The sequence below is a fragment of the Blastococcus sp. SYSU D00820 genome, from assembly GCF_054050695.1.
Map to the genome: position 1 here is coordinate 96,488 of NZ_JBJGZW010000007.1, position 19,230 is coordinate 115,717.

Below are 19,230 nucleotides of genomic sequence, written 5' to 3' on the forward strand. Positions count from 1 at the left end.
CTAGAAGAAGCTGACGAGGATGTCGACCGTCGTCCCGAGCTCGACGACCTCACCGCCGCGGGGGCTCTGCGAGCGCACCCGGTCGCCGGCGATGAAGTTGGTGACCTCCGCCTGCAGGCCCGCGGCCTGCAGCGCGGCCACGGCGTCGGCCTCCGACAGGCCGGTGACGTCGGGGACGGTCACCTGGGGCAGCCCCTCGGAGACCTGGATGGTCACCTGGCTGCCGTAGGGCGCGGCCTCTCCGGGAGCGGGGGACACCGCCATGACCTCGCCGGGGTCGACGTCGGCGCTGCGGCCGGTGGTCTGGGTGACGGTGAAGCCGAGCGCCTGGAGGTTGGTGGTGGCCGCCTCCGGGGTCAGGCCGACCACGTCGGGCACGGCCACCGGCTCGTGCCCCTTGCTGACGAACACGGTGAGCGGCTGCCCGCGCTGTAGCTGGGTGCCGGCCTCGGGCTCGAAGCCGGTGACGTTGCCGATCGGGATGTCGTTGTCGAAGTCCTCGACCACGCTGATGACCACCGGGACGTCGGCGAGCGCGGCCAGCACGTCGTCGCGCGGCTGGTTGACCAGCGCGGCGTCCACCACGAACCGCTCCGGGCCCTTGGAGACGACGAGCTCCACGTCGCTGCCGCGGATGGCATCTCCGCCGTCGGGGTCGGCGGAGATGACCACGCCCGCGGGCACGGTCTCGCTGAACTGCTCGTCGGCGAAGACGGGGTCGAGGTCGGCCTCCTGCAGCCGGCCGATCGCGGTGTCCTTGTCGGCGCCGACGAGCTCGGGCACCTGGGTCCAGCGGCCCGAGCCCAGCCACCAGCCCACCGCGCCGACGGTGACGGCGAGCAGCAGCACGATGGCCACGGCCAGCCGGGTACGGCGCCGCCGCACGTGCTCGGGAACGCCGGGGCGTACCCGCGCGAGCGGCGGCCGGGCGTCGCCCACGTCGGTGGTCGGGCCGGCGCCCATGCCGGGCAGCATGCTGGTGCGCGAGCCCCGGCCGCCGGGGCGTGTGCCGCTGCCGAGCACCTCGGTGCCGGGGTCGCCGGCGCGGCCGGGGTCGCTGGGGTGCTTGGGCCGGGTCGGCCGGTTGGTCGGCCGCAGCGTGCCGGGGCCGGCCGACGAGCGGCCGGTGGGCACGGGCACGCGGGGGACGCCGACGTCCTTGCGGACGTCCTCGAGGTCGGCCAGGAACGCGCCGGCGTCCAGCGGCCGGACGGCGGGGTCGCGGCGGGTGGTGCGGGCCACCAGCTCGTCGACCTGCCAGGCCAGGCCCGGCACCTCGTCCGACGGCGCGGGCACGTCGTGGTGCACGTGCTGGTAGGCCACCGCCAGCGGGGTGTCGCCGCCGTAGGGCGGGTGGCCGGTGAGCATCTCGTAGAGCACGACGCCGGCGGCGTAGACGTCGCTGCGGGCGTCGGCGCGGCCGCGCTCGAGCTGCTCGGGGGAGAGGTAGGCCACGGTGCCGATCAGCACGCCGCCGGTGTGGCTGGTCTGCCCCGTGCCGGCGACGGCGCGGGCCAGGCCGAAGTCGGCGACCTTGACGACGCCGTCGTGGCCGATGAGCACGTTCTCGGGCTTGATGTCGCGGTGCACGATGCCGGCGCGGTGCGCGGCGGTCAGGCCGGAGAGCACCGGCTCGAGGACGGCGAACGCCTCGCCGACGGTGAGCCGGCCGCGGGCCTGCAGCAGATCGCGCAGCGTACGGCCGCGGACCAGCTCCATGACCAGGTACACCAGCCCCTGGTCGCTGCCCTGGTCGCTGACGCTCACCACGTTCGGGTGGCTGAGCATCGCCGCGGCCCGCGCCTCGCGGGTGAACCGGTCGACGAACGTGGGGTCGTGGGCGAGGTGCTCGGCCATGACCTTCACCGCGACGGTGCGGTCCAGCCGCAGGTCGGTGGCCGCGTAGACCACCGACATGCCACCGCGTGCCAGTCGCTCCTCGAGGCGGTACCGCCCCTCGAGGAGGAGGCCGACCACGGGGTCGGTCACGGCGGTGTCCACCTGATCGAGTGTAGGAGCGGCGGGACATCGATCGGCCCGTACACGCGGGCCGTCGTCGTCAGCGGGCACCTCCCGTCCCACCGGTCCCGGTGGGGTGGGCGCGAAGATGATCAGGGTCCCTGATCGTGCAGGGTCCTCCCCGGCGGTGCACGGTCGGGGAGGACCCCACATGACCAGGGACCCTGATCATGTCCGCGGGCAGCGGACAGCGGGCGCAGGGCGCCTCAGGCGAGGTCGAGCCCCGGGTACAGCGGGTGGGCGGCCAGCAGCTCGGCCGACGCGGCGAGGGTCTTGTCGGCGATGCCGGCGTCCATCGCGTACTTGGCCTTGGAGACGCCGCCGTCGCGGGTGGCCGTCGGCGTGGTGGCCGACAGGACGTCGACGATCAGCTCGGCCACCCGGTCGAACTCCGCGGCACCGAAGCCGCGGCTGGTCAGCGCCGGGGTGCCGATGCGGACGCCGGAGGTGTACCAGGCGCCGTTCGGGTCGGCCGGGACGGCGTTGCGGTTGGTCACGATGCCGGCGTCGAGCAGCGCCGACTCCGCCTGCCGCCCGGTCAGCCCGAAGGAGGTGACGTCGATGAGCACCAGGTGGTTGTCGGTGCCGCCGGTGACCAGGGTCGCGCCGCGGCGGGCCAGCCCCTCGGCCAGCGACTGCGCGTTGTCCGCCACGGCCTGGGCGTAGGTGGCGAAAGCCGGCCGGCGGGCCTCGGCGAAGGCGACCGCCTTGGCGGCCATGACCTGCGGCAGCGGGCCGCCGAGCACCATCGGGCAGCCGCGGTCGACGGCGTCGGCGTACTCGGGCTGGGCCAGCACGAACCCGCCGCGGGGGCCGCGCAGCGACTTGTGGCTGGTGCTGGTGACCACGTGCGCGTGCGGCACCGGGTCGAAGTCGCCGGTGAGGACCTTGCCGGCGACCAGCCCGGCGAAGTGCGCCATGTCGACCACGAGGGTCGCGCCGACCTCGTCGGCGATCTCGCGCATCTTCGCGAAGTCGACGCGGCGCGGGTAGGCCGAGTAGCCGGCCATGAGGATCAGCGGCTTGAACTCGCGGGCCCGGGCGCGGACGGCGTCGTAGTCCAGCAGCCCGGTCGCCGGGTCGGTGCCGTAGGAGGACTGCTCGAACATCTTGCCGCTGATGTTCGGGCGGAAGCCGTGGGTGAGGTGGCCGCCGGCGTCGAGGCTCATGCCGAGCATCCGCTGGTCGCCGAGGGCGTGCCGCAGCGTCGTCCAGTCCTCGTCGGTGAGGTCGTTGACGTGCCGGACGCCGGCCTTCTCCAGGGCCGGGGCCTCGACGCGGGTGGCGAGCACGGCCCAGAAGGCGACCAGGTTGGCGTCGATGCCGGAGTGCGGCTGGACGTAGGCGTGCGGGGCGCCGAACAGCTCGCGGGCGTGCTCGGCGGCCAGGGCCTCGACGGTGTCGACGTTCTGGCAGCCGGCGTAGAAGCGGTGGCCGACGGTGCCCTCGGCGTACTTGTCGCTGAACCAGTTGCCCATGGTGAGCAGCACCGCGGGGCTGGCGTAGTTCTCGCTGGCGATCAGCTTCAGCGACGCCCGCTGGTCGGCCAGCTCGGCGGTGATCGCGTCGGCCACGCGCGGCTCGACCGCACCGATGACCTCCAGGGCGGCCCGGTAGGCGGTGGTGGCCGCCGCGGCGTCGAAGGGCGTGGCGTGGCTGGGTGCGTCGGTCATCGGGGGCTCCTGCGCGGGTGTCGACGGAGAAGGTGCCCAGGCGCCCGGCGGGGGACTGCAGGCCGCTCCCCGGTGGTCGGCTCCACCTCGATGCGCCAGTCACGGCCCGCCTGCGATGGTACCGGCGGCTCAGCGGGCCGGGGTCACGGTGTCCCGCGCGACGGAGGTGACGTCGGTGACCCCGCAGAGCGTCATCGTCGTCGCCAGCTCGGCGGTCAGCCCGCCCAGGACGGCGGCCACGCCGTCGGCGCCGCCGGTGGTCAGCCCCCACACCGCCGGCCGGCCGACGAAGACCGCGCGCGCCCCGAGCGCCAGCGCGGTCAGGACGTCGGAGCCGGCGCGGATGCCGCCGTCGACGTAGACCTCGGCGTCGTCGCCGACCGCGTCGACCACCTCGGGCAGCGCGTGCGCGCTGGCCACCACCGGATCGGCCTGGCGCCCCCCGTGGGTGGACACCCAGACGGCGGCGGCGCCGGCCCGCACGCAGGCGGCGGCGTCGTCCCCGCGGAGCACCCCCTTCACCACCACGGGCAGGCCCGAGAGCCGGGCGAAGCGTCCGATGTCGTCGAAGGTCCACGCCGGGCTGTCGGCCGGGCCGAGGGTGCCGTCGACGGGGCGGTTGGGCATCGCCAGGCCGGCCGGCCAGGTGAACCCGTTGACCAGGTCGCGCAGCCGCCGCCCAGCCACCGGCACGTCCGCGGTGAGCACCAGGGCGCGGTAGCCGGTGTCGCCGGCCCGGCGGGCGAGGTCGTCGGTGGCCGCGGGGGAGGACAGCCGGTAGAGCTGGAACCAGCGCGGCCCGGCGGGCTCGGCGGCGGCGACCTCGGCCAGCCCGGTGGTCGCCGCGGTCGGCACGGTCATCAGCGCGCCGACCGCGGCCGCGCCGCGCGCGGTGCCGCACTCGCCGTCGGGGTGGGCCAGCGCCTGGAACCCCCACGGGGCCACCCCGATCGGCGTGGCGACGTCGGTGCCGAGCAGCGTGGTGCCCAGCGCCACCGACGTCGCGTCGCGCAGCACCCGCGGCCGCAGCCGCCACGACCGCCAGGCCGGCGTCGCCTCGCGCAGCGTCGTCTCGGACTCCGCGCCGCCGGAGTAGTAGTCGGCGATCCCCCGGTCCAGCAGCTCGCGGCCGCGCGCCTCCAGGGCGTCGAGGTCGAGGTGCGGTCGAGCGGGGTCGGGCAGCGCCATAGGCTGGGAGCCTATGGAGACGCTCACGCCCGCGGAGGTGGCCGAGGCCCTGGGCATCTCGGCCAACCGCGTCCGCCAGCTGCTGCGCGAACGCAAGCTCATGGCGGTGCCGGGAAGCGGCAACAGCAAGATCCCCGCGGCCTTCCTGCAGGACGGCGCCGTGCTGCGGCACCTGCCGGGCCTGCTCACCGTCCTCAAGGACGGCGGGTTCAGCGACGAGGAGGCCTTCGAGTGGCTCTTCCGCGCCGACGACTCGCTGCCGGGCACCCCGGTGGAGGCGCTGCGGCACGACCGGCACACCGAGGTCACCCGCCGCGCCCAGGCACTGGCGTTCTGAGCCCCCGACCGTGGGCTCCCTGACCTACCTGGCGCTGCTGGCCGGCTGCCTGGTGGTCACCGCGCCGCTGGAGCTGGTGCTGCGGGTGCGGGTCTACGCCCGCTGGCGGCGGCTGCTGCTGGCGGTGCTGCCGGAGTTCACCGTGTTCGTGGTGTGGGTGCTCTACGCGATCGCGCAGGGGCACTGGGACTACTCCTCGACGCTGACCCTCGACGTCCGGCTGCCCGGCGGCATCCCGGTCGAGGAGGTGCTGTTCTTCCTCGTCGTCCCGCTGTGCTCGGTGCTGGCGCTGGAGGCGGTGCGCAAGGTGACCGGGTGGGACGCGGGCTATCCCGCCGAGGAAGCGGAGACGGGCCGGTGAGCTACTCCGCGCTCGCGGTGACCGCGGTCGTCGCCGTCCTGGTGGTGGACCTGGCGGTCTACCGCACCCGGATGGTCACGCGACGGGTGTTCTGGGTGGCCTACGCCATCGTCGTGACCTTCCAGCTGCTGATGAACGGCGTGCTCACCGGGCTGGAGGTCGTGGTCTACGACCCCGAGGAGATCTGGGGGCCGCGGATCGCCTACGCGCCGGTCGAGGACCTGCTGTTCGGCTTCGCGATGGTGACCCTCACCCTGGCCAGCTGGGCGGCGGTCAACCGGCGGGCGAACACCGCCAGGCGGCGCGGCTTGGACACCCGCACCCGGCGGTCGAGCACCCGGTAGTCGGCCCGCTCGATCTCGGTGAGGATCCCGCCGTAGAGGTCGGTGGCGGCCCGCACGCAGTCGCGGGACTCCGGGGCCAGCATCGGCGTGCCGGGCGCGGCGTCGTCGTAGCGCCGCCGCACGATCGCCACCATCTCCTGCATCAGGGCGCGGAACCGGCCGTCGAAGCGCTTGGCCTCCAGCTGCTCGCGGGTGACGCCGTGCGCGGCCATGAGGTCGGCCGGCAGGTAGACGCGGCCGCGGTCGACGTCCTCGGCGACGTCGCGCAGGAAGTTGGTCAGCTGGAACGCCTCGCCCAGCGCGATGGCGTGCGGGGCGGCCTCCTCGCGGCCGACGCCCGGCGCGGTGCCGAGCACCGGCAGCACCTGCAGGCCGATGACCGCCGCCGAGCCCCACATGTACCGGTCGAGGGCGTCCATGTCCGCGTAGCCGGTGACGTCGAGGTCGCTGGTCATCGCGGCGAGGAAGTCGACCAGGTGCTCGACGGCGATGTCGTACCGGCGGTAGGTGTGCACGAGCGCCAGCCGCACCGGGTCGTCGGACCAGCCGGCCTCCAGCTCCTCGAGCACCGCGCGCGACCAGGCGGCGAGGTCGCCGGCGGGGTCGGCACCGGGATGGTCGACGAGGTCGTCGGCGGTGCGGGCTGCGGCGTAGAGGGCGTGCACGGCCGGCCGGCGGTCGGGGGTCAGCAACCGGGTGGCCAGGTGGTAGCTCTTGCCGTGCGCGGCGGCGATGGCCGCGCAGTGCCGGTAGGCGGCGTCGAGCAGCGCCTGCTGCTCGTCGCGGGAGCGGGGCGGGCGCAGCGCGGTCATCCGGTGATCCGTTCCGCGGCCAGCCGGCCGCTGATGACGACCATGGGGACGCCGACGCCCGGCTGCACGCTGGACCCGGCGAGCACCACGTTCTCCGGACCGCGGCGGGGCAGCGTCGAGGGCCGGAAGGGCCCGGTCTGGCCGAAGGTGTGGGCCAGCGCGAACGGCGTGCCGGCGGCCATGCCCTGCGCGGCCCAGGTGAGCGGGGTGTCCATGTGCTCGACCTCGATGGCGTCGGAGACCCCGGTGTACCCGCGCGCCTCCAGGGTGGCCAGCAGCTCCTCGCGGTAGCGGGGCGCCAGGGCCGTCCAGTCGATGCCGGGGTTGCCGCCGCTGCGCCGGTCGAGGTTCGGCGTCGGGGCGACGACGCTGAGCACCTGGCCGCCCTCGGGCGCCAGGCTGCGGTCGGTGACCGAGGGCATGCTGATCAGCAGGCTGGGGTCGCTCATCGGCCGGCCGTCGCGGGTGAGCTCGTCGAACACCTGCCGCCAGGCCGCGCCGAAGCTGATCGTGTGGTGCGCCTGGCCGGCCAGCGGGGTGCGCACGCCCAGGTGCAGCGCCACGCAGGACGGCGAGTAGACCGGCCGCCGCGGGCCGCGCAGGCCGGGCACCAGCGTGTGCGGCGCGTCGGTGGTGACGACGACGGCGTCGGCGGGCAGCCGCTCGCCGTCGTCCAGCACCACGCCGGTCACCCGGCGGCCGCGGACCTCCAGCCGCGCCACCCCGGTGTCGTACCGGAGCGCCACACCGGCGTCGGCGGCCGCGCCGGCCAGCGCGCGCGGCACCGCCCCGATGCCACCGGCCGGGTGCCAGACCCCCGCGCCGATGTCGAGCTGGGCGATCACCGCGTAGGCGGCGATCGCCCGGTACGGCGACACCCCGGCGTAGAGGGCCTGGAAGCTGAACAGCCGGCGCAGCCGGTCGTCGGTGAAGAACCGCTCGACGTGGCGGGACAGCCGGCCGAAGCCGCCGCGCCGGACCAGGGTCAGCAGCTCGGGGCCGAGGAGGTCCAGCGGGGTGTCGAGGTTGCGGTCGATGAAGGTGTCCAGCTGCAGCCGGTACAGCGTGGCGAGGTCGGCGAGGTAGCGGCGCAGCGCCGCGGCCTCGGCGGGCCCGCACAGCGTCTCGACCTCGGCGGCGAAGGCGTCGGGGTCGGCGTGCACGTCGAGGTGCGAGCCGTCGGCGAACTGCGCGCGGTAGGAGGTCTCCAGCCGCACCATCGGCAGCCGGTCCTCGAGCTTCTCGCCGACCGCGGCGAGGGTGTCGGCGACCAGCTCGGGTGCGGTGAACACCGACGGGCCGGTGTCGAGGGCGTAGCCGGCGGACTCGATCCGCCCGGCGCGCCCGCCGGGACCGGCGGCCCGCTCCACCACGGTGACCTCGCGGCCGGCGCCGCGCAGCCGCAGCGCGGCCGACAGCCCGGCCAGGCCCGCGCCCACCACGACGACCCGCCCGGTGGGGCCGGGGACGGTGCGCACGCTCAGGCGGTGCGGGACGTCGCGGCCACGGCCAGCGCGTCCAGCGCGGTGCGGGCCTCCTCGGCCAGCGGTGCCTCGGCGATCGCGGCGCGGGCGACGGCGGTGTTCTCGGTGATCCGCTCCTCGACCCGGGCGCGGGCGCCGGTGCTCTCGATCAGCCGGCGCAGCGCATCGAGCTCGCCGGCGGCGCAGTCCGGGTTGCCCAGGCAGTCGCGCAGCAGCCGGCGGCCGTCGGCGTCGGCGGCCTCCTCGGCCAGCGCGATGAGCAGCGTCTGCTTGCCCTCGCGCAGGTCGTCGTCGGCGGACTTGCCGGTGACGTCGGGGTCGCCGAAGACGCCGAGGACGTCGTCGCGCAGCTGGAAGGCCTCGCCCAGCGGCAGGCCGATGGCGGTGTAGACCTCGGCGGCCCGCGGGCCGGCGCCGGCGATCGCGGCGCCCAGCTGCAGCGGGCGCTGCACGGTGTAGCCGGCGCTCTTGTAGCGGGCGACGGTCAGCGCGCCCTGGGCGCCGGGCAGGCCGCCGGCGGCGCGGAGCAGGTCGAGGTACTGCCCGGCGGTGACCTCGGTGCGCATGGTGTCCCAGACCGAGCGGGCGCGGGCCAGCGCGGCGGGGGAGATGCCCGAGCGGCGCAGCAGCTCGTCGGACCACACCAGCGCGAGGTCGCCGACCAGGATCGCCGCGCCCACGCCGAAGGCGGCGCCGTCGCCGGTGAACGCCTCGTCGCCGTGGCGGGTGGCGAACCCGACGTGGGTGGCGGGACGGCCGCGGCGGGTGACCGCGCCGTCCATGACGTCGTCGTGCACCAGGGCGCTGGCGTGCACGAACTCCAGCGCGGCGACCGCGCGGAGCACCGCGGCGTCGTCCTCCCCGGGGGCGGGAACGCCCTCGGTGACCCCGCGCCAGCCCCAGTAGGCGAAGGCCGGCCGCAGCCGCTTGCCGCCGTCGGCCACCGCGCACACCTCGTCGACGACGGGGGCCAGGGCGGCGTCCATGCCCGCGAGCACGGTGCGCTGCTCCTCCAGGAAGCCGGTCAGCGCCGCGGCGACCGCGCCGCGGATCCGCGGCAGGTCGGCCGCGGTCAGGTCGGGTGCGGGACGGGGCGCGGGAGGGCGCCGCTCCGTCCCGGTGATCACCGGTCCAGTATCGCCCCACAGGGTCGCGGACGTCCTGTCCGGGCAGGGCTGCTCACGCAGGGTCACGGGACCGTCCTCCTCGGTCGGCGGGCTTCGGGAACCCTTCGCCGGGGAGGGCGCGGTCGGATGCACGCGGCGGCGCAGCGGGGACCGGGACGGCGGCGCACGTATCCTCCCGACCCATGACCAGCACCGTCCGCGAGCTGCTCGCCCAGGGCCGCCCGACGTGGTCCTTCGAGTTCTTCCCGCCCAAGACGCCCGAGGGCGAGGCCCAGCTGTGGACGGCGCTGCGCCAGCTCGAGCGGCTGCAGCCCTCGTTCGTCTCGGTCACCTACGGCGCCGGCGGCTCCACCCGCGAGGGCACCGTCGCGGTGACCGAGCGGATCGCCACCGAGACCACGATGACGCCGCTGGCCCACCTGACCGCCGTCGACCACAGCGTGGCCGAGCTGCGGCACGTGGTCAGCCGGCTGGCCGCGGCCGGCGTGCGCAACCTGCTGGCGCTGCGCGGCGACCCGCCGGGTGCCGATCCGCAGGCGGAGTGGATCGCCCACCCTGAGGGGCTGCAGTACGCGGCCGAGCTGGTCGAGCTGATCCGGTCGATGGGCGACTTCTCCGTGGGCGTCGCGGCGTTCCCCGAGCGGCACCCGCGCTCGCCGGACTTCGACACCGACGTGGAGATGTTCGTCGCCAAGTGCCGGGCCGGCGCCGACTTCGCGATCACCCAGATGTTCTTCCGGGTGGAGGACTACCTGCGGCTGCGCGACCGGGTGGCCGGCCGGGGCTGCGACGTCCCGATCATCGCGGGGGTCATGCCGGTGACCAACGCCCGGCAGATCGCGCGGATCGTGCAGCTGTCGGGCCAGGCGTTCCCCGAGGAGCTCGCCGCCCGGTTCGCCGAGCTCGACGGCGACCGCCCCGAGGACAAGGCCGCGGTGCGCGCCTACGGCGTCGAGGTGGCCACGGCGATGTGCCGCCGGCTGCTGGACGAGGGGGTGCCCGGCATCCACTTCATCACCATGAACCGGTCGACGGCCACGCGCGAGGTGCACGCCAACCTGGTGCCGGCGGCGGTCACGCCGGCCTGACACCGATGACCTGGGCCGCGCGGGCGGCGGCCCGGCGCAGCCCCTCCCGCTCGGCCGCGTAGCCGCCGAGGACGCCGACCACCGGCAGGTTCGACAGCGCGCGGTGCCGCAGCTTGCCCTTGGGGCGGGCGTCCAGGGCGTCGTCGATCCGGCCCAGCAGCCGCGCGGCCCGCCACAGCGTGCGGGCCGCGCCGCGGACGCCGGAGCGCTCCTCCTTCGCGCCCAGGGCCGCCTCGCTGTAGGCGCCCCTCGTGCGCTCGAGCAGCGGCTGCACCTGCGCCGGCGGGAGGTCGCGGTCCAGCAGCACCCGGGCCAGCAGGGACACCCGGTCGGCGGGGTCGGTGACGCCGCGCTCGCCGGCCACGCCCAGGACGACGAGGGCCTGCACCGCCGCCCCCACGGTGTTCTGCAGCGGCAGCAGGTCGGCGAGCTTGCCGGCGAACCGCGGAGCGGCGCTGACCCCGGCGGCCACGCGGGAGACCCGGTCGGCCCACCACTGGTCGCGCTCGGCCTGGGGCAGCGCGGGCGGACGGCCGAGCCGGCGGACCAGGGGGGCGGTCAGCCGGTCGACCCGGCGGAGGACGTCGACGACGGCCGCGTCGGAGGTGGAGGCGGTCATGCCCGGGCCCCTACCCAGGCAGCCGCGCCGCGCACGCGTGCGCTCAGCCACCCAGCCGGGCGCAGTCGGCGGCGTCCAGCGGCACGGGGTCGCCCGCGGCGAGCTGGGCGACCACGATCGCCTGCACCAGCGGATCGCGCGGCAGGTCCTGGTGGCCGAGCTCGGCGTCGGCGCAGATGGACTGGACCGGGAGGTTGAGCGCTCCGTCCAGCCGCGCGGACTCCGGCGGGGTGACCGTGCCGTCCTGCTCGGTCCAGATCGACACCCAGGTCGGCCCGTCGGGCGTCTCGTCGTCCGCGTTGAGCCCGGCGACCAGGTCGCTGTCGGTGGTCATCTGCCGGCAGGCCTCGGGGCACTGCGCCGGGGCGATCGCCACCGCCAGGTCGGCCAGGGTGGTGCCGTGGTGCGGGGAGCCGAGGGTCACCACCCGCCGGACGTCCCCGGCGCCGTCGTCGGCGATCCAGAGCCGGGCCACCAGCCCGCCGGCGGAGTAGCCGACGACGTCGACGCTCTCGGCGCCCGTGCGGTCCATGGCGTCGGCGGCCGCGGTGCGCAGCGCGTCGGCCGCCCGGTCGAGGTCGCCGGTGCCGCCGTCGGGGACGGCGACGACGGTGGCGTCGCGGCCCTCGGCGGTCAGCCGGTCGGCCAGCGGCTGCATCGACGCCACCGAGCCGCCGTACCCGGGCACGAGCAGCACCGGGCCGGGCTCGTCCGCCGCGGCCGGCTCGTCGGCCGGCTCCGCCGAGCAGGCGGGGAGGAGGGCGGCGAGCAGCACGAGGAGGGCGGCGCGGACGGCGGGCACCTCCCCACTGTCCCCGGTCCCGGCCGGGCCTGGTGGACTGCGTCCATGGGGACGGCGGGCAGGGGGACGGCGTGCTGAGCCGCGACGAGTACCTGGCCGCCTGGTCGACCTGGCACGGCGGGACCGACCCGCTCGGGAGCGGGCTGGTGCGCGGCTGGCTGGGCCTGGCCTACGCGCTGGCCCGGCCGCTGGCCGGGCTGCCACCCCTGCTGGCCACCGCCGCCGGGCTGCTGGTGGCCGCCGGCGCCGCCGTCCCGGCCGCCGCCGGGGGACGCTGGCTGGTCCTGGCCGGGGTGCTCGTCGGGCTGAGCGGGTTCCTGGACTCCCTGGACGGCGCGCTGGCCATCGCCACCGGCCGGGCGTCGCGCCGGGGGTTCGTCCTCGACTCCGCCGTCGACCGGCTCACCGAGGCCGGCTACGCCGTCGCGCTGTGGGTCGCCGGTGCGCCCGGCTGGCTGGCCGCCGCCTTCGGCGCGCTGTGCTGGCTGCCCGACTACCTGCGGGCCCGCGCCGGCCAGGCCGGCGTCACCGAGACCGGGACGCTGTCGGTGTGGGAGCGGCCCACGCGCGTGGTGATGACCGGGTTCACCCTCGGCGGGGCCGGGGTGGTGGCCGGGAGCACCGTCGGCGGGCGGGACCTGGCGACGGTCGTGGTCACCTCCGGCGCCGCCGTCGGGACGCTGCTGGGAGCCGTCGCGGTGGTCCAGCTGGGGGTCTCCCTGCGCCGGGCGCTCGGGGACTGAGGTCCCCGCGGGGCAGCGCCGCGCGGAGGCGGCCCCTAGGGTGTGCGGTGCCCGTCCGCACCGGCGGTCCACCGTCTCCAGCCCGCCAGGGAGCGTCCCCGTGCCCGTCGTCGTCACCGGTTCCATCGCCACCGACCACCTCATGACCTTCCCCGGGAAGTTCACCGAGCAGTTCGTCGAGGGTCAGATGGAGAACGTCTCGCTCTCCTTCCTCGTCGACGACCTGGTCCAGCACCGCGGCGGGGCCGGGGCCAACATGGCCTACGGCCTCGGGCTGCTCGGCGTCCGGCCGGTGCTGGTCGGCGCCGTCGGCAGCGACTTCGCCGACTACGAGGCCTGGCTCAACCGGCACGGCGTGGACACCGCCAGCGTGCGCTGGTCGGAGCTCAAGCACACCGCGCGCTTCGTCTGCACGACCGACGTGGTCAACAACCAGATCGCGTCCTTCTACTCGGGCGCGATGTCCGAGGCCTGCGAGATCGAGCTCCAGCCGGTCGCCTCCCGGGTCGGGACGCCGGACCTCGTCGTCATCGGCCCCAACGACCCCACCGCGATGGTGCGGCACACCCGGGAGTGCCGGGAGCGCGGCTTCCCCTTCGCCGCCGACCCCAGCCAGCAGCTGGCCTGGGCCGACGGCGCGATGATCCGCGACCTGGTCGACGGCGCCGAGCTGCTGTTCACCAACGAGTACGAGGCCGCGCTGCTGCAGCAGAAGACCGGCTGGAGCGCCGAGGAGGTGCTCGACCGGGTCGGCTGCTGGGTGACCACGCGGGCCGCCGAGGGCGTGCTCGTGCGCCAGGCCGGGGAACAGCCGCTGCAGGTCAAGGCGGTGCCCGAGACCAAGCCGGTCGAGCCCACCGGCGGCGGCGACGCGCTGCGGGCGGGCTTCATCGCCGGCCGCACGTGGGGGCTGAGCCTCGAGCGGGCCACGCAGCTCGGCTCGGCGGTGGCCACCGAGGCCGTGGAGGTCATCGGCACGCAGGAGTACGAGCTGGTGCGCGACCGGTTCCTCGCCCGGTTCGCCGAGGCGTTCGGGCAGGAGGCGGCCGACGAGGTCGCGCCGCACCTGTGACGCCCGTCGTCGGCGTCGGCGTCGGGGTCGGCGTCGTCCCCCACATGATCAGGTGACCTGATCCCGTGGGGTCCTCCCCGGCGGTGGGACGTGGGGGAGGACCCGACACGATCAGGGACCCTGATCGTGTGCGCGGCGCCGAGCCGGCGACTCGCCGCGGATGCGCTCACCGATCGACGGGTCGGCCGCCCACGTCCGGTAGGGGATCCGCGGAATCGTCCGCACCTCCCCGATCGTCGACCACTCGTTGCCGCCCAGCCGGGCCAGCGGCGCCAGCGCCTCGATCCGCGGTCGGCCGTCGCGCACCGCGCTCTGCCACACGCTGATCCGCTGCACCCGCCCGAAGACCACGGTGCTGTCGCCCAGCCCGAGGGTGGCGTGCAGCGTGCACTCGATCGACACCGGGGACTCGGCGACCCGCAGCGCGCCGACCGTGTCGCTCGGCTCGAGCCGCACCCCGGCGTGCTCGGCCTCGTCGTGGTCCGGCGGGAAGTCGGTGCCGGTGGCGTTGACCTGCTCGAACAGCGCCTCGGGCGTCAGGTTCACGGTGAACTCGCGGGTGGCCTCGATGTTGCGCAGCGAGTCCTTGCGGCCGACCGAGGTGAACTGCACGACCGGCGGGGAGACGCAGGCGACGGTGTAGAAGGAGTGCGGCGCGAGGTTGTGCACCCCGTCGGCCGAACGGCTGCAGACCCACGCGATCGGCCGCGGGACGACGACGGAGTTCAGCACCCGGTAGAAAGCGCCGGCCTCCATCGCGGCCGGGTCGAAGACGGTGCGCTCGTGCGCCGGGGTGCGGTCGGGTCCACTCACCCGGTCATCCTCGGTCAGCCCGCCGACCCCGGCCCGTCGGCCCCCGCACCGAGCGGCCGCCCCCGCCAGGCCAGCGTGCCGCGGCGGTGCCCGGCGATCGAGCGGGCGAGCAGCAGGTCGAAGGCGAGCACCGACAGGGGGTGGGCCAGCGCGTCGGGCCACACCCGGGTGCCGGTGGCCGCCGCCGTCACCACCCGGCCCGCGACGCCCGCCGCGTAACCGGCCAGCCCGGCGCGCGAGCCGCCCAGCGCGGCCAGCGCCGGCACCACCCACACGGCGGTCAGCGCGGCCGCCGCGGCGGCGCTGCCGGCCGGCGAGCCGCCCACCGAGGCCCACAGCGACTTGGTGTACCCGGCCTCCAGCTGGGCCCAGCCCTCGTACATCCGGCAGTCGGCCAGCCGGGCGCCGGCCACCGGCACCGCCCGGCCGCCCGCCCGCTTCACCGCGCGGGCCAGGGCGACGTCCTCGATCACCTCGCCGCGCACCGCGGTGTGCCCGCCCGCGCGGACGTAGGCCCGCCGGGTCACCACCAGGAACTGGCCGTTGGCCGCGGTGAGCGACGGGCGCGGGGAGCGCTCGGCCAGCCGCAGCGGCAGGGTCGTCGCCCACAGCCACGGCGACAGCGGCTGCACCAGCCGCTCGGCGGCCGTGCCGGCCACCGGCCGGGGCCAGGGGGAGACGAGGTCCAGGCCGTGCCGCTCCAGCACCGCGACCGCGGCGGCCACCGCGTCCGGCGCCAGCCGCACGTCGGCGTCCAGGAACACCAGCACCTCGTCGTCCGCGGCGTCGTCGGCCTCGGCCACGCCGGTGGCACAGGCGTGCGGCTTGCCCAGCCAGCCCGGTGGCGGGGGATCGGCGGACACCAGCCGCACCCGCGGATCGGCGTGCCCGCGGACGGCGGCGGCGGTGCCGTCGGTCGAGCCGTCGTCGACCACGACCACCCGCAGGTCGCGCACGCCGCGCTGGGCCAGCACTGCGGTCAGGCAGTCGCCGACGTGCGCCTCCTCGTCCCGCACGGGCAGGACGACGGTCACCGGCCGGCGGACCGGCGGGGGCTGCCGCGGCGGGCGGCGCAGCAGCGCGAGGTTGACCGCGGCGTGCAGCGTCCCGGCGGCGGCGGTCGCCGACAGCGCGGCCACCAGCCGGCTCATCGGCCGCGCCGGGCCCGGACGGCGAGGGTGACGAGCACCGGCACCGCGAGGACCACGCCCCACGCGGCCGACCCCGGGAGGTCCAGCCAGCCGGCGTGCGCCAGCGCGCCGCCGAGGGTCATCCAGGCGAGGGCGGCCAGCGGCGCGCCGTCGCCGGTGCGCGGAGGCGCCGCGGTGCGGGCGACCAGCACGTCGAGCAGGGCCATGAGCACCAGCCCGGCGACCAGCCAGCCGGCCAGGTTGGTCAGCGGCACGGTGTCGATGCCGGGCAGCCCGGGGTCGGGGTGCGCCCAGGTCCAGTACCCGGCCTGCACCATCTGCGGGTCGAGGACGACGTCCCACGCCGCGAACACCGCCGCGGCGACGGCCACCCGCGCCGGCCGGGGCGCTCCCGCGCCGGTCAGCCGGACGGCGAGCAGCCAGCTGGGCCACGCCATCATCAGCCAGGCCAGCGGCACCAGGAACGGGACGCCGAGCAGCGTGGGCCCGAGGTCGTCGCTGTAGGAGTACTCGCCGTAGGGCACGCCGGTGGCCAGCCCGACCGACTCGAACGCCACCGCGGTGACGGCCACGAGCCCGAGCACCCCGGCGCCGGTGCGCCCGCCACGGCTGAGCGTCGCGTGGGTGACCGACAGCGCGCTGCCCAGCAGCACGATCGCCCAGCTCACCCCGTTGCGGGCGTCGCCCGAGGTGAGCGGATAGGCGATCGCCGTGAGCACCAGGGCGGCGGTGAGCGCCCACGGGACCGCCGTCCGGACACCCACCCGGCGCAGCCGCACGGCGGCCGGGACGTTCACCGGCGCGCTCCGGCGAGAGCCCGCCCGACCGCGCGCCGGGCACGGGCCAGCGGCCGCCGGTCGGCGAGCACCGCCCGCGCCGCGGACCGGCCGGAGTTGCCCGACACCCCGCCGCCGGGGTGGGTGGAGGCGCCGGCCAGGTAGAGGCCGGGCAGCCCCGGCACCCGGTAGCCCGACAGCGCGGCGGAGGGGCGCAGGGTGAACATGCTGGCCAGGCCCATCTCCACGTGCATGACGTTGCCACGCAGCAGGGACAGCTCGCGTTCCAGCAGCACGGGGGTCTGCACGTACAGCTGCCGCACCGAGTCGGCGAAGCCGGGGGCGTACCGGTCGACGGCACGCACCAGGGCCTCGGCGGCGGGCTCGGCGATCGCGTCCCAGTCGGCGCCGTCGGCCAGCGCGTAGGGGTACCACTGGCCCCAGACGGTGACCACGTGCTGCCCGGGCGGGGCGAGGGTGTCGTCGCCGGCCGAGAAGCACATCGCCAGCGGCACCGGCTCGCGCGGCAGCCGGCCGGCACCCCAGTCGCCGTACGCGGCGGCCAGCTGGGCGCGGTCGGTGCACAGGAGCTGCAGGCCGCCCAGCGCCTCCTCGGGGGACGCCCCCGGATAGGACGGCGGGGCGTCGGTGAGCGCGCGGACGACGAGGCCGAAGCCGTTGCCCAGCGGCGGGTCGAGGTCGGCCAGGGCGGGTGGCGCGGCGGCCCCGGCGAGGTCGCGGGTGGCCAGCACGTGGCAGGCGGCGACGACCACCGGTGCCCGCAGCTCCCGCCCGGACGCCGTCCGCACGCCCGCGACGGCGCCGTCCTCCACCAGCAGGGACGCGGCGGCGTCGCCGAGCGCGACCCGGCCGCCGTCGGCCTCCAGCCGCCGGCGCAGGGCGGCGGTCAGCCCGCCGGAGCCGCCCACCGGATGGCCCGGCGGGACCTCGTGCAGCAGCGCCACCCAGCCGACCATGGCCGCCGTGCCGGGCTCGGACATCGGCGGGCCGGACTGCGCGCCGAACCAGGCCAGCGCCGCCTTGAGCCGCTCGCTGGTGAACCAGCGGTCCAGCAGCGCGTCACCGGAGCCCAGGAAGTCGGCGGCCAGCTCGCCGCCGGGGGTGCGGGGCCGGCCGCCGGACGGCGCCCCGAGCGGCCAGAACGAGCGGACCAGCGCGCCGGGGGTCGGCGCCCGCCCGAAGGAGGCGACCACGGCCCGGCTGCGCGGGGCCCACACGCCGACGAAGCGCCGGTAGGCCGCGGCGTCCTCCGGACCGCAGGCCGCGGCGATCGAGGCGCAGGTGGCCTCGAGGTCAACGGAGAAGACCAGCGGCCGCCCGTCCGGCCCGGGGGAGCCGGGCGCCGGCGCGGGGGCGAACCCCCACGGGTCGCAGTCGAGGTAGCGCAGGCCGTGGTCGGCGAGCTGCAGGTCCTCGACGATGCCGCTGTGCCGCACGATGACGTGCGCGCTGGAGCCGCGGTCGACCCGCACGCCGGGCCAGCGCTCCACGGTCGACACCGCACCGCCGAGCACCTCGTCGCGCTCGACGACCTCCACCCGCAGGCCGGCCCGAGCCAGGTAGCAGGCGGCGACCAGGCCGTTGTGGCCCGAGCCGACGACGACGGCGTCGAGGGTGGCGGCGGAGGAGGTCACGCCGGGGAGTTCGCCGGCGAGGACCCCGGTGGATGCAGCGGCAGCCGCGCCCCGAGGATCGCGAAGGGCCGGGCGTCGCCGGGGAAGTGGTAGCCGCGGGCCAGGTCGACGAAGCCGTCGGCGTGGTACAGGCGGAAGGCCTTGGTGTCGGCGTCCGGGGTGGACAGCAGCGCGACCGGGTTGGGCAGGTCGGCGCACAGGGCGTGCAGCAGCTGCCGGCCCAGGCCGCGGCTCTGGTAGTCGGGGTGGACGTGCAGCTCGCACACCTCGAACGCGCCGGGCAGCCAGCGCTTGGCGGTCCGCCGGTCCAGCGCGGCGCGCACCTGGTCGTGCCACCACTGGCCGGGCGCCACCTCGTAGCCGTAGCCGAAGCCGACCAGGTGCTCCCCGTCGGGCCCCTCGGCGAAGGCGCCCACGGCACGGAAGCCGGTGCGCTCGGTGTGCTGGATGGCGTAGCCGTAGCGGCCGGCGACCACCGAGGGGGAGTAGCCCATCGCCGCGCCGTAGATGGACAGCGCCTCGTGCATGTGGTCGCGCATCCACCGGGTGGGCAGCTCGGTGACCCGTGTCGCGGGGGTGGTGCCGGTCATGCGCGTACCGCCTCGGGGAAGGCCGTCTCCGACGGTCCGGGACCCACCTCGGCGGGTGTGCCCTCGGTGAGCCGCAGGAGCTCGTCGTAGGTGGTGGGGAAGACGGTGCGGGGGTGGCCGGCGGCCGCCCACACCTCGGGGAAGCGGGCCAGCTCGACGTCGACGAGGGTGCCGATGGGCGCCGGGTGGCCGATGGGGGCGACCCCGCCGATCGGCTGGCCGGTGTGCTCCCGCACGAACTCCGGCCGGGCCACCCGGACCTCGGGCACGCCGAGCAGCCGGGCGACCGCGTCGGTGTCGACCCGGTGGGCGCCGCTGGTGAGCACCAGGAGGGGCTCGCCGCCGACGTCGAAGACGAGGCTGTTGGCGATCGCCCCGACCGGCACGCCGAGCTGCGCCGCGGCCAGGGCGGCGGTGCGGGCGCTGTCGGGGAGCTCGCGCACCTCGCCGGTCGCGCCGGCCTCGGCGAGGAGGCGGGCGATCTCGGCCACCCGGGGGTGCTCGGGTCGGCTCATGTCCCGATCCTGCCACCGGCCGGGGGCGGGTGCGCCGGGCGGGACCGCGACCCCGGGCTGC

General features: G+C 76.5%; 19 protein-coding genes, 1 pseudogene and 1 riboswitch. Of the genes and pseudogenes, 6 read left to right on the forward strand and 14 right to left on the reverse strand.

All coding sequences use genetic code 11. The features are described from left to right. From pknB to ACI79R_RS10280, 3 genes are all read right to left on the reverse strand, one after another. Positions 1–2,001 (reverse strand): Stk1 family PASTA domain-containing Ser/Thr kinase, encoded by a 2,001-nt coding sequence (gene pknB / locus ACI79R_RS10270; protein WP_456573508.1) that lies wholly within the window; start codon positions 1,999–2,001, stop codon positions 1–3. Between the two features lie 224 nt (positions 2,002–2,225). Then, positions 2,226–3,692, reverse strand: a complete 1,467-nt coding sequence (locus ACI79R_RS10275) for a glycine hydroxymethyltransferase (RefSeq protein ID WP_456573509.1) — start codon at positions 3,690–3,692, stop codon at positions 2,226–2,228. A 27-nt stretch (positions 3,693–3,719) separates the two neighbouring features. Further along, a riboswitch (ZMP/ZTP riboswitch) is annotated at positions 3,720–3,805 on the reverse strand. A 16-nt stretch (positions 3,806–3,821) separates the two neighbouring features. After that, positions 3,822–4,880: an alpha-hydroxy acid oxidase gene (locus tag ACI79R_RS10280; RefSeq protein ID WP_456573510.1), complete on the reverse strand. Its 1,059-nt coding sequence runs from the start codon at positions 4,878–4,880 to the stop codon at positions 3,822–3,824. 13 nt (positions 4,881–4,893) lie between these two features. On the opposite strand from ACI79R_RS10280, the gene ACI79R_RS10285 reads away from it, so the two are divergent. The 3 genes and pseudogenes from ACI79R_RS10285 to ACI79R_RS10295 form a co-directional block, all read left to right on the forward strand. Beyond that, positions 4,894–5,217: an Rv2175c family DNA-binding protein gene (locus ACI79R_RS10285; protein ID WP_456573511.1), complete on the forward strand. Its 324-nt coding sequence runs from the start codon at positions 4,894–4,896 to the stop codon at positions 5,215–5,217. A 10-nt stretch (positions 5,218–5,227) separates the two neighbouring features. Beyond that, positions 5,228–5,578, forward strand: coding sequence for a lycopene cyclase domain-containing protein (locus tag ACI79R_RS10290; protein ID WP_456573512.1), 351 nt, complete (start codon positions 5,228–5,230; stop codon positions 5,576–5,578). A gap of 44 nt (positions 5,579–5,622) precedes the next feature. Then, positions 5,623–5,784: pseudogene (locus ACI79R_RS10295) on the forward strand (lycopene cyclase domain-containing protein); the annotation flags it as partial. On the opposite strand, the gene ACI79R_RS10300 reads toward ACI79R_RS10295, so the two are convergent. Genes ACI79R_RS10300 through ACI79R_RS10310 form a run of 3 tightly spaced genes read right to left on the reverse strand, consistent with a single transcriptional unit; the run spans position 5,781 to position 9,345 of the window. Continuing rightward, the gene (locus ACI79R_RS10300) at positions 5,781–6,734 is read right to left on the reverse strand and encodes a phytoene/squalene synthase family protein (protein ID WP_456573513.1); all 954 of its coding nucleotides are present in this window, start codon (positions 6,732–6,734) and stop codon (positions 5,781–5,783) included. The pseudogene ACI79R_RS10295 and the gene ACI79R_RS10300 sit on opposite strands and share 4 nt — an antisense overlap. After that, positions 6,731–8,212 (reverse strand): phytoene desaturase family protein, encoded by a 1,482-nt coding sequence (crtI, locus tag ACI79R_RS10305; protein WP_456573514.1) that lies wholly within the window; start codon positions 8,210–8,212, stop codon positions 6,731–6,733. Before crtI ends, ACI79R_RS10300 begins: the two co-directional genes overlap by 4 nt. Positions 8,213–8,214: 2 nt before the next feature. After that, on the reverse strand, positions 8,215–9,345 hold the full coding sequence (locus tag ACI79R_RS10310) for a polyprenyl synthetase family protein (protein ID WP_456573515.1): 1,131 nt from the start codon (positions 9,343–9,345) through the stop codon (positions 8,215–8,217). Positions 9,346–9,527: 182 nt separating this feature from the next. Here ACI79R_RS10310 and metF point away from each other — a divergent pair, with 182 nt between their 5' ends. After that, a complete protein-coding gene (gene metF, locus ACI79R_RS10315; protein WP_456573516.1) occupies positions 9,528–10,433 on the forward strand; it encodes a methylenetetrahydrofolate reductase [NAD(P)H] in 906 nt (301 codons plus the stop codon). Here metF and ACI79R_RS10320 read toward each other — a convergent pair. Then, positions 10,420–11,052 carry a hypothetical protein gene (locus ACI79R_RS10320; protein WP_456573517.1) on the reverse strand — a complete coding sequence of 211 codons (633 nt, stop codon included), beginning with the start codon at positions 11,050–11,052 and terminating at the stop codon, positions 10,420–10,422. The genes metF and ACI79R_RS10320 overlap by 14 nt on opposite strands. A 43-nt stretch (positions 11,053–11,095) precedes the next feature. Beyond that, complete coding sequence (locus tag ACI79R_RS10325) at positions 11,096–11,854, reverse strand: lipase family alpha/beta hydrolase (protein WP_456573518.1); 759 nt, start codon at positions 11,852–11,854, stop codon at positions 11,096–11,098. A 71-nt stretch (positions 11,855–11,925) separates the two neighbouring features. On the opposite strand from ACI79R_RS10325, the gene ACI79R_RS10330 reads away from it, so the two are divergent. After that, positions 11,926–12,597, forward strand: a complete 672-nt coding sequence (locus tag ACI79R_RS10330; RefSeq protein ID WP_456573519.1) for a CDP-alcohol phosphatidyltransferase family protein — start codon at positions 11,926–11,928, stop codon at positions 12,595–12,597. Positions 12,598–12,697: 100 nt separating this feature from the next. Continuing rightward, a complete protein-coding gene (locus ACI79R_RS10335; RefSeq protein ID WP_456573520.1) occupies positions 12,698–13,669 on the forward strand; it encodes a carbohydrate kinase family protein in 972 nt (323 codons plus the stop codon). Between the two features lie 111 nt (positions 13,670–13,780). On the opposite strand, the gene ACI79R_RS10340 is transcribed toward ACI79R_RS10335, so the two are convergent. Genes ACI79R_RS10340 through ACI79R_RS10365 form a run of 6 tightly spaced genes read right to left on the reverse strand, consistent with a single transcriptional unit; the run spans position 13,781 to position 19,169 of the window. Further along, positions 13,781–14,482, reverse strand: a complete 702-nt coding sequence (locus ACI79R_RS10340; RefSeq protein WP_456573521.1) for a flavin reductase family protein — start codon at positions 14,480–14,482, stop codon at positions 13,781–13,783. A gap of 14 nt (positions 14,483–14,496) precedes the next feature. Further along, positions 14,497–15,633, reverse strand: a complete 1,137-nt coding sequence (locus ACI79R_RS10345) for a glycosyltransferase (RefSeq protein WP_456573522.1) — start codon at positions 15,631–15,633, stop codon at positions 14,497–14,499. Next, on the reverse strand, positions 15,630–16,430 hold the full coding sequence (locus tag ACI79R_RS10350; RefSeq protein WP_456573523.1) for a carotenoid biosynthesis protein: 801 nt from the start codon (positions 16,428–16,430) through the stop codon (positions 15,630–15,632). The genes ACI79R_RS10345 and ACI79R_RS10350 overlap by 4 nt, the downstream gene beginning before the upstream one ends. Beyond that, a complete protein-coding gene (locus ACI79R_RS10355; RefSeq protein WP_456573524.1) occupies positions 16,427–18,064 on the reverse strand; it encodes a phytoene desaturase family protein in 1,638 nt (545 codons plus the stop codon). The genes ACI79R_RS10350 and ACI79R_RS10355 overlap by 4 nt, the downstream gene beginning before the upstream one ends. Continuing rightward, positions 18,061–18,654 (reverse strand): GNAT family N-acetyltransferase, encoded by a 594-nt coding sequence (locus ACI79R_RS10360; RefSeq protein WP_456573525.1) that lies wholly within the window; start codon positions 18,652–18,654, stop codon positions 18,061–18,063. Before ACI79R_RS10360 ends, ACI79R_RS10355 begins: the two co-directional genes overlap by 4 nt. Further along, entirely contained in the window at positions 18,651–19,169 is a 519-nt protein-coding gene (locus tag ACI79R_RS10365; RefSeq protein WP_456573526.1) for a YbaK/EbsC family protein, read from the reverse strand. Before ACI79R_RS10365 ends, ACI79R_RS10360 begins: the two co-directional genes overlap by 4 nt. Positions 19,170–19,230 lie beyond the last annotated feature (61 nt).

Coding starts and splice junctions, on each gene's coding strand:
- ACI79R_RS10275 (WP_456573509.1), bottom strand. CDS start 3,692: ATGACCGACGCACCCAGCCACGCCACGCCCTTCGACGCCGCGGCGGCC.
- ACI79R_RS10280 (WP_456573510.1), bottom strand. CDS start 4,880: ATGGCGCTGCCCGACCCCGCTCGACCGCACCTCGACCTCGACGCCCTG.
- ACI79R_RS10285 (WP_456573511.1), top strand. CDS start 4,894: ATGGAGACGCTCACGCCCGCGGAGGTGGCCGAGGCCCTGGGCATCTCG.
- ACI79R_RS10300 (WP_456573513.1), bottom strand. CDS start 6,734: ATGACCGCGCTGCGCCCGCCCCGCTCCCGCGACGAGCAGCAGGCGCTG.
- metF (WP_456573516.1), top strand. CDS start 9,528: ATGACCAGCACCGTCCGCGAGCTGCTCGCCCAGGGCCGCCCGACGTGG.
- ACI79R_RS10320 (WP_456573517.1), bottom strand. CDS start 11,052: ATGACCGCCTCCACCTCCGACGCGGCCGTCGTCGACGTCCTCCGCCGG.
- ACI79R_RS10345 (WP_456573522.1), bottom strand. CDS start 15,633: ATGAGCCGGCTGGTGGCCGCGCTGTCGGCGACCGCCGCCGCCGGGACG.
- ACI79R_RS10360 (WP_456573525.1), bottom strand. CDS start 18,654: ATGACCGGCACCACCCCCGCGACACGGGTCACCGAGCTGCCCACCCGG.
- ACI79R_RS10365 (WP_456573526.1), bottom strand. CDS start 19,169: ATGAGCCGACCCGAGCACCCCCGGGTGGCCGAGATCGCCCGCCTCCTC.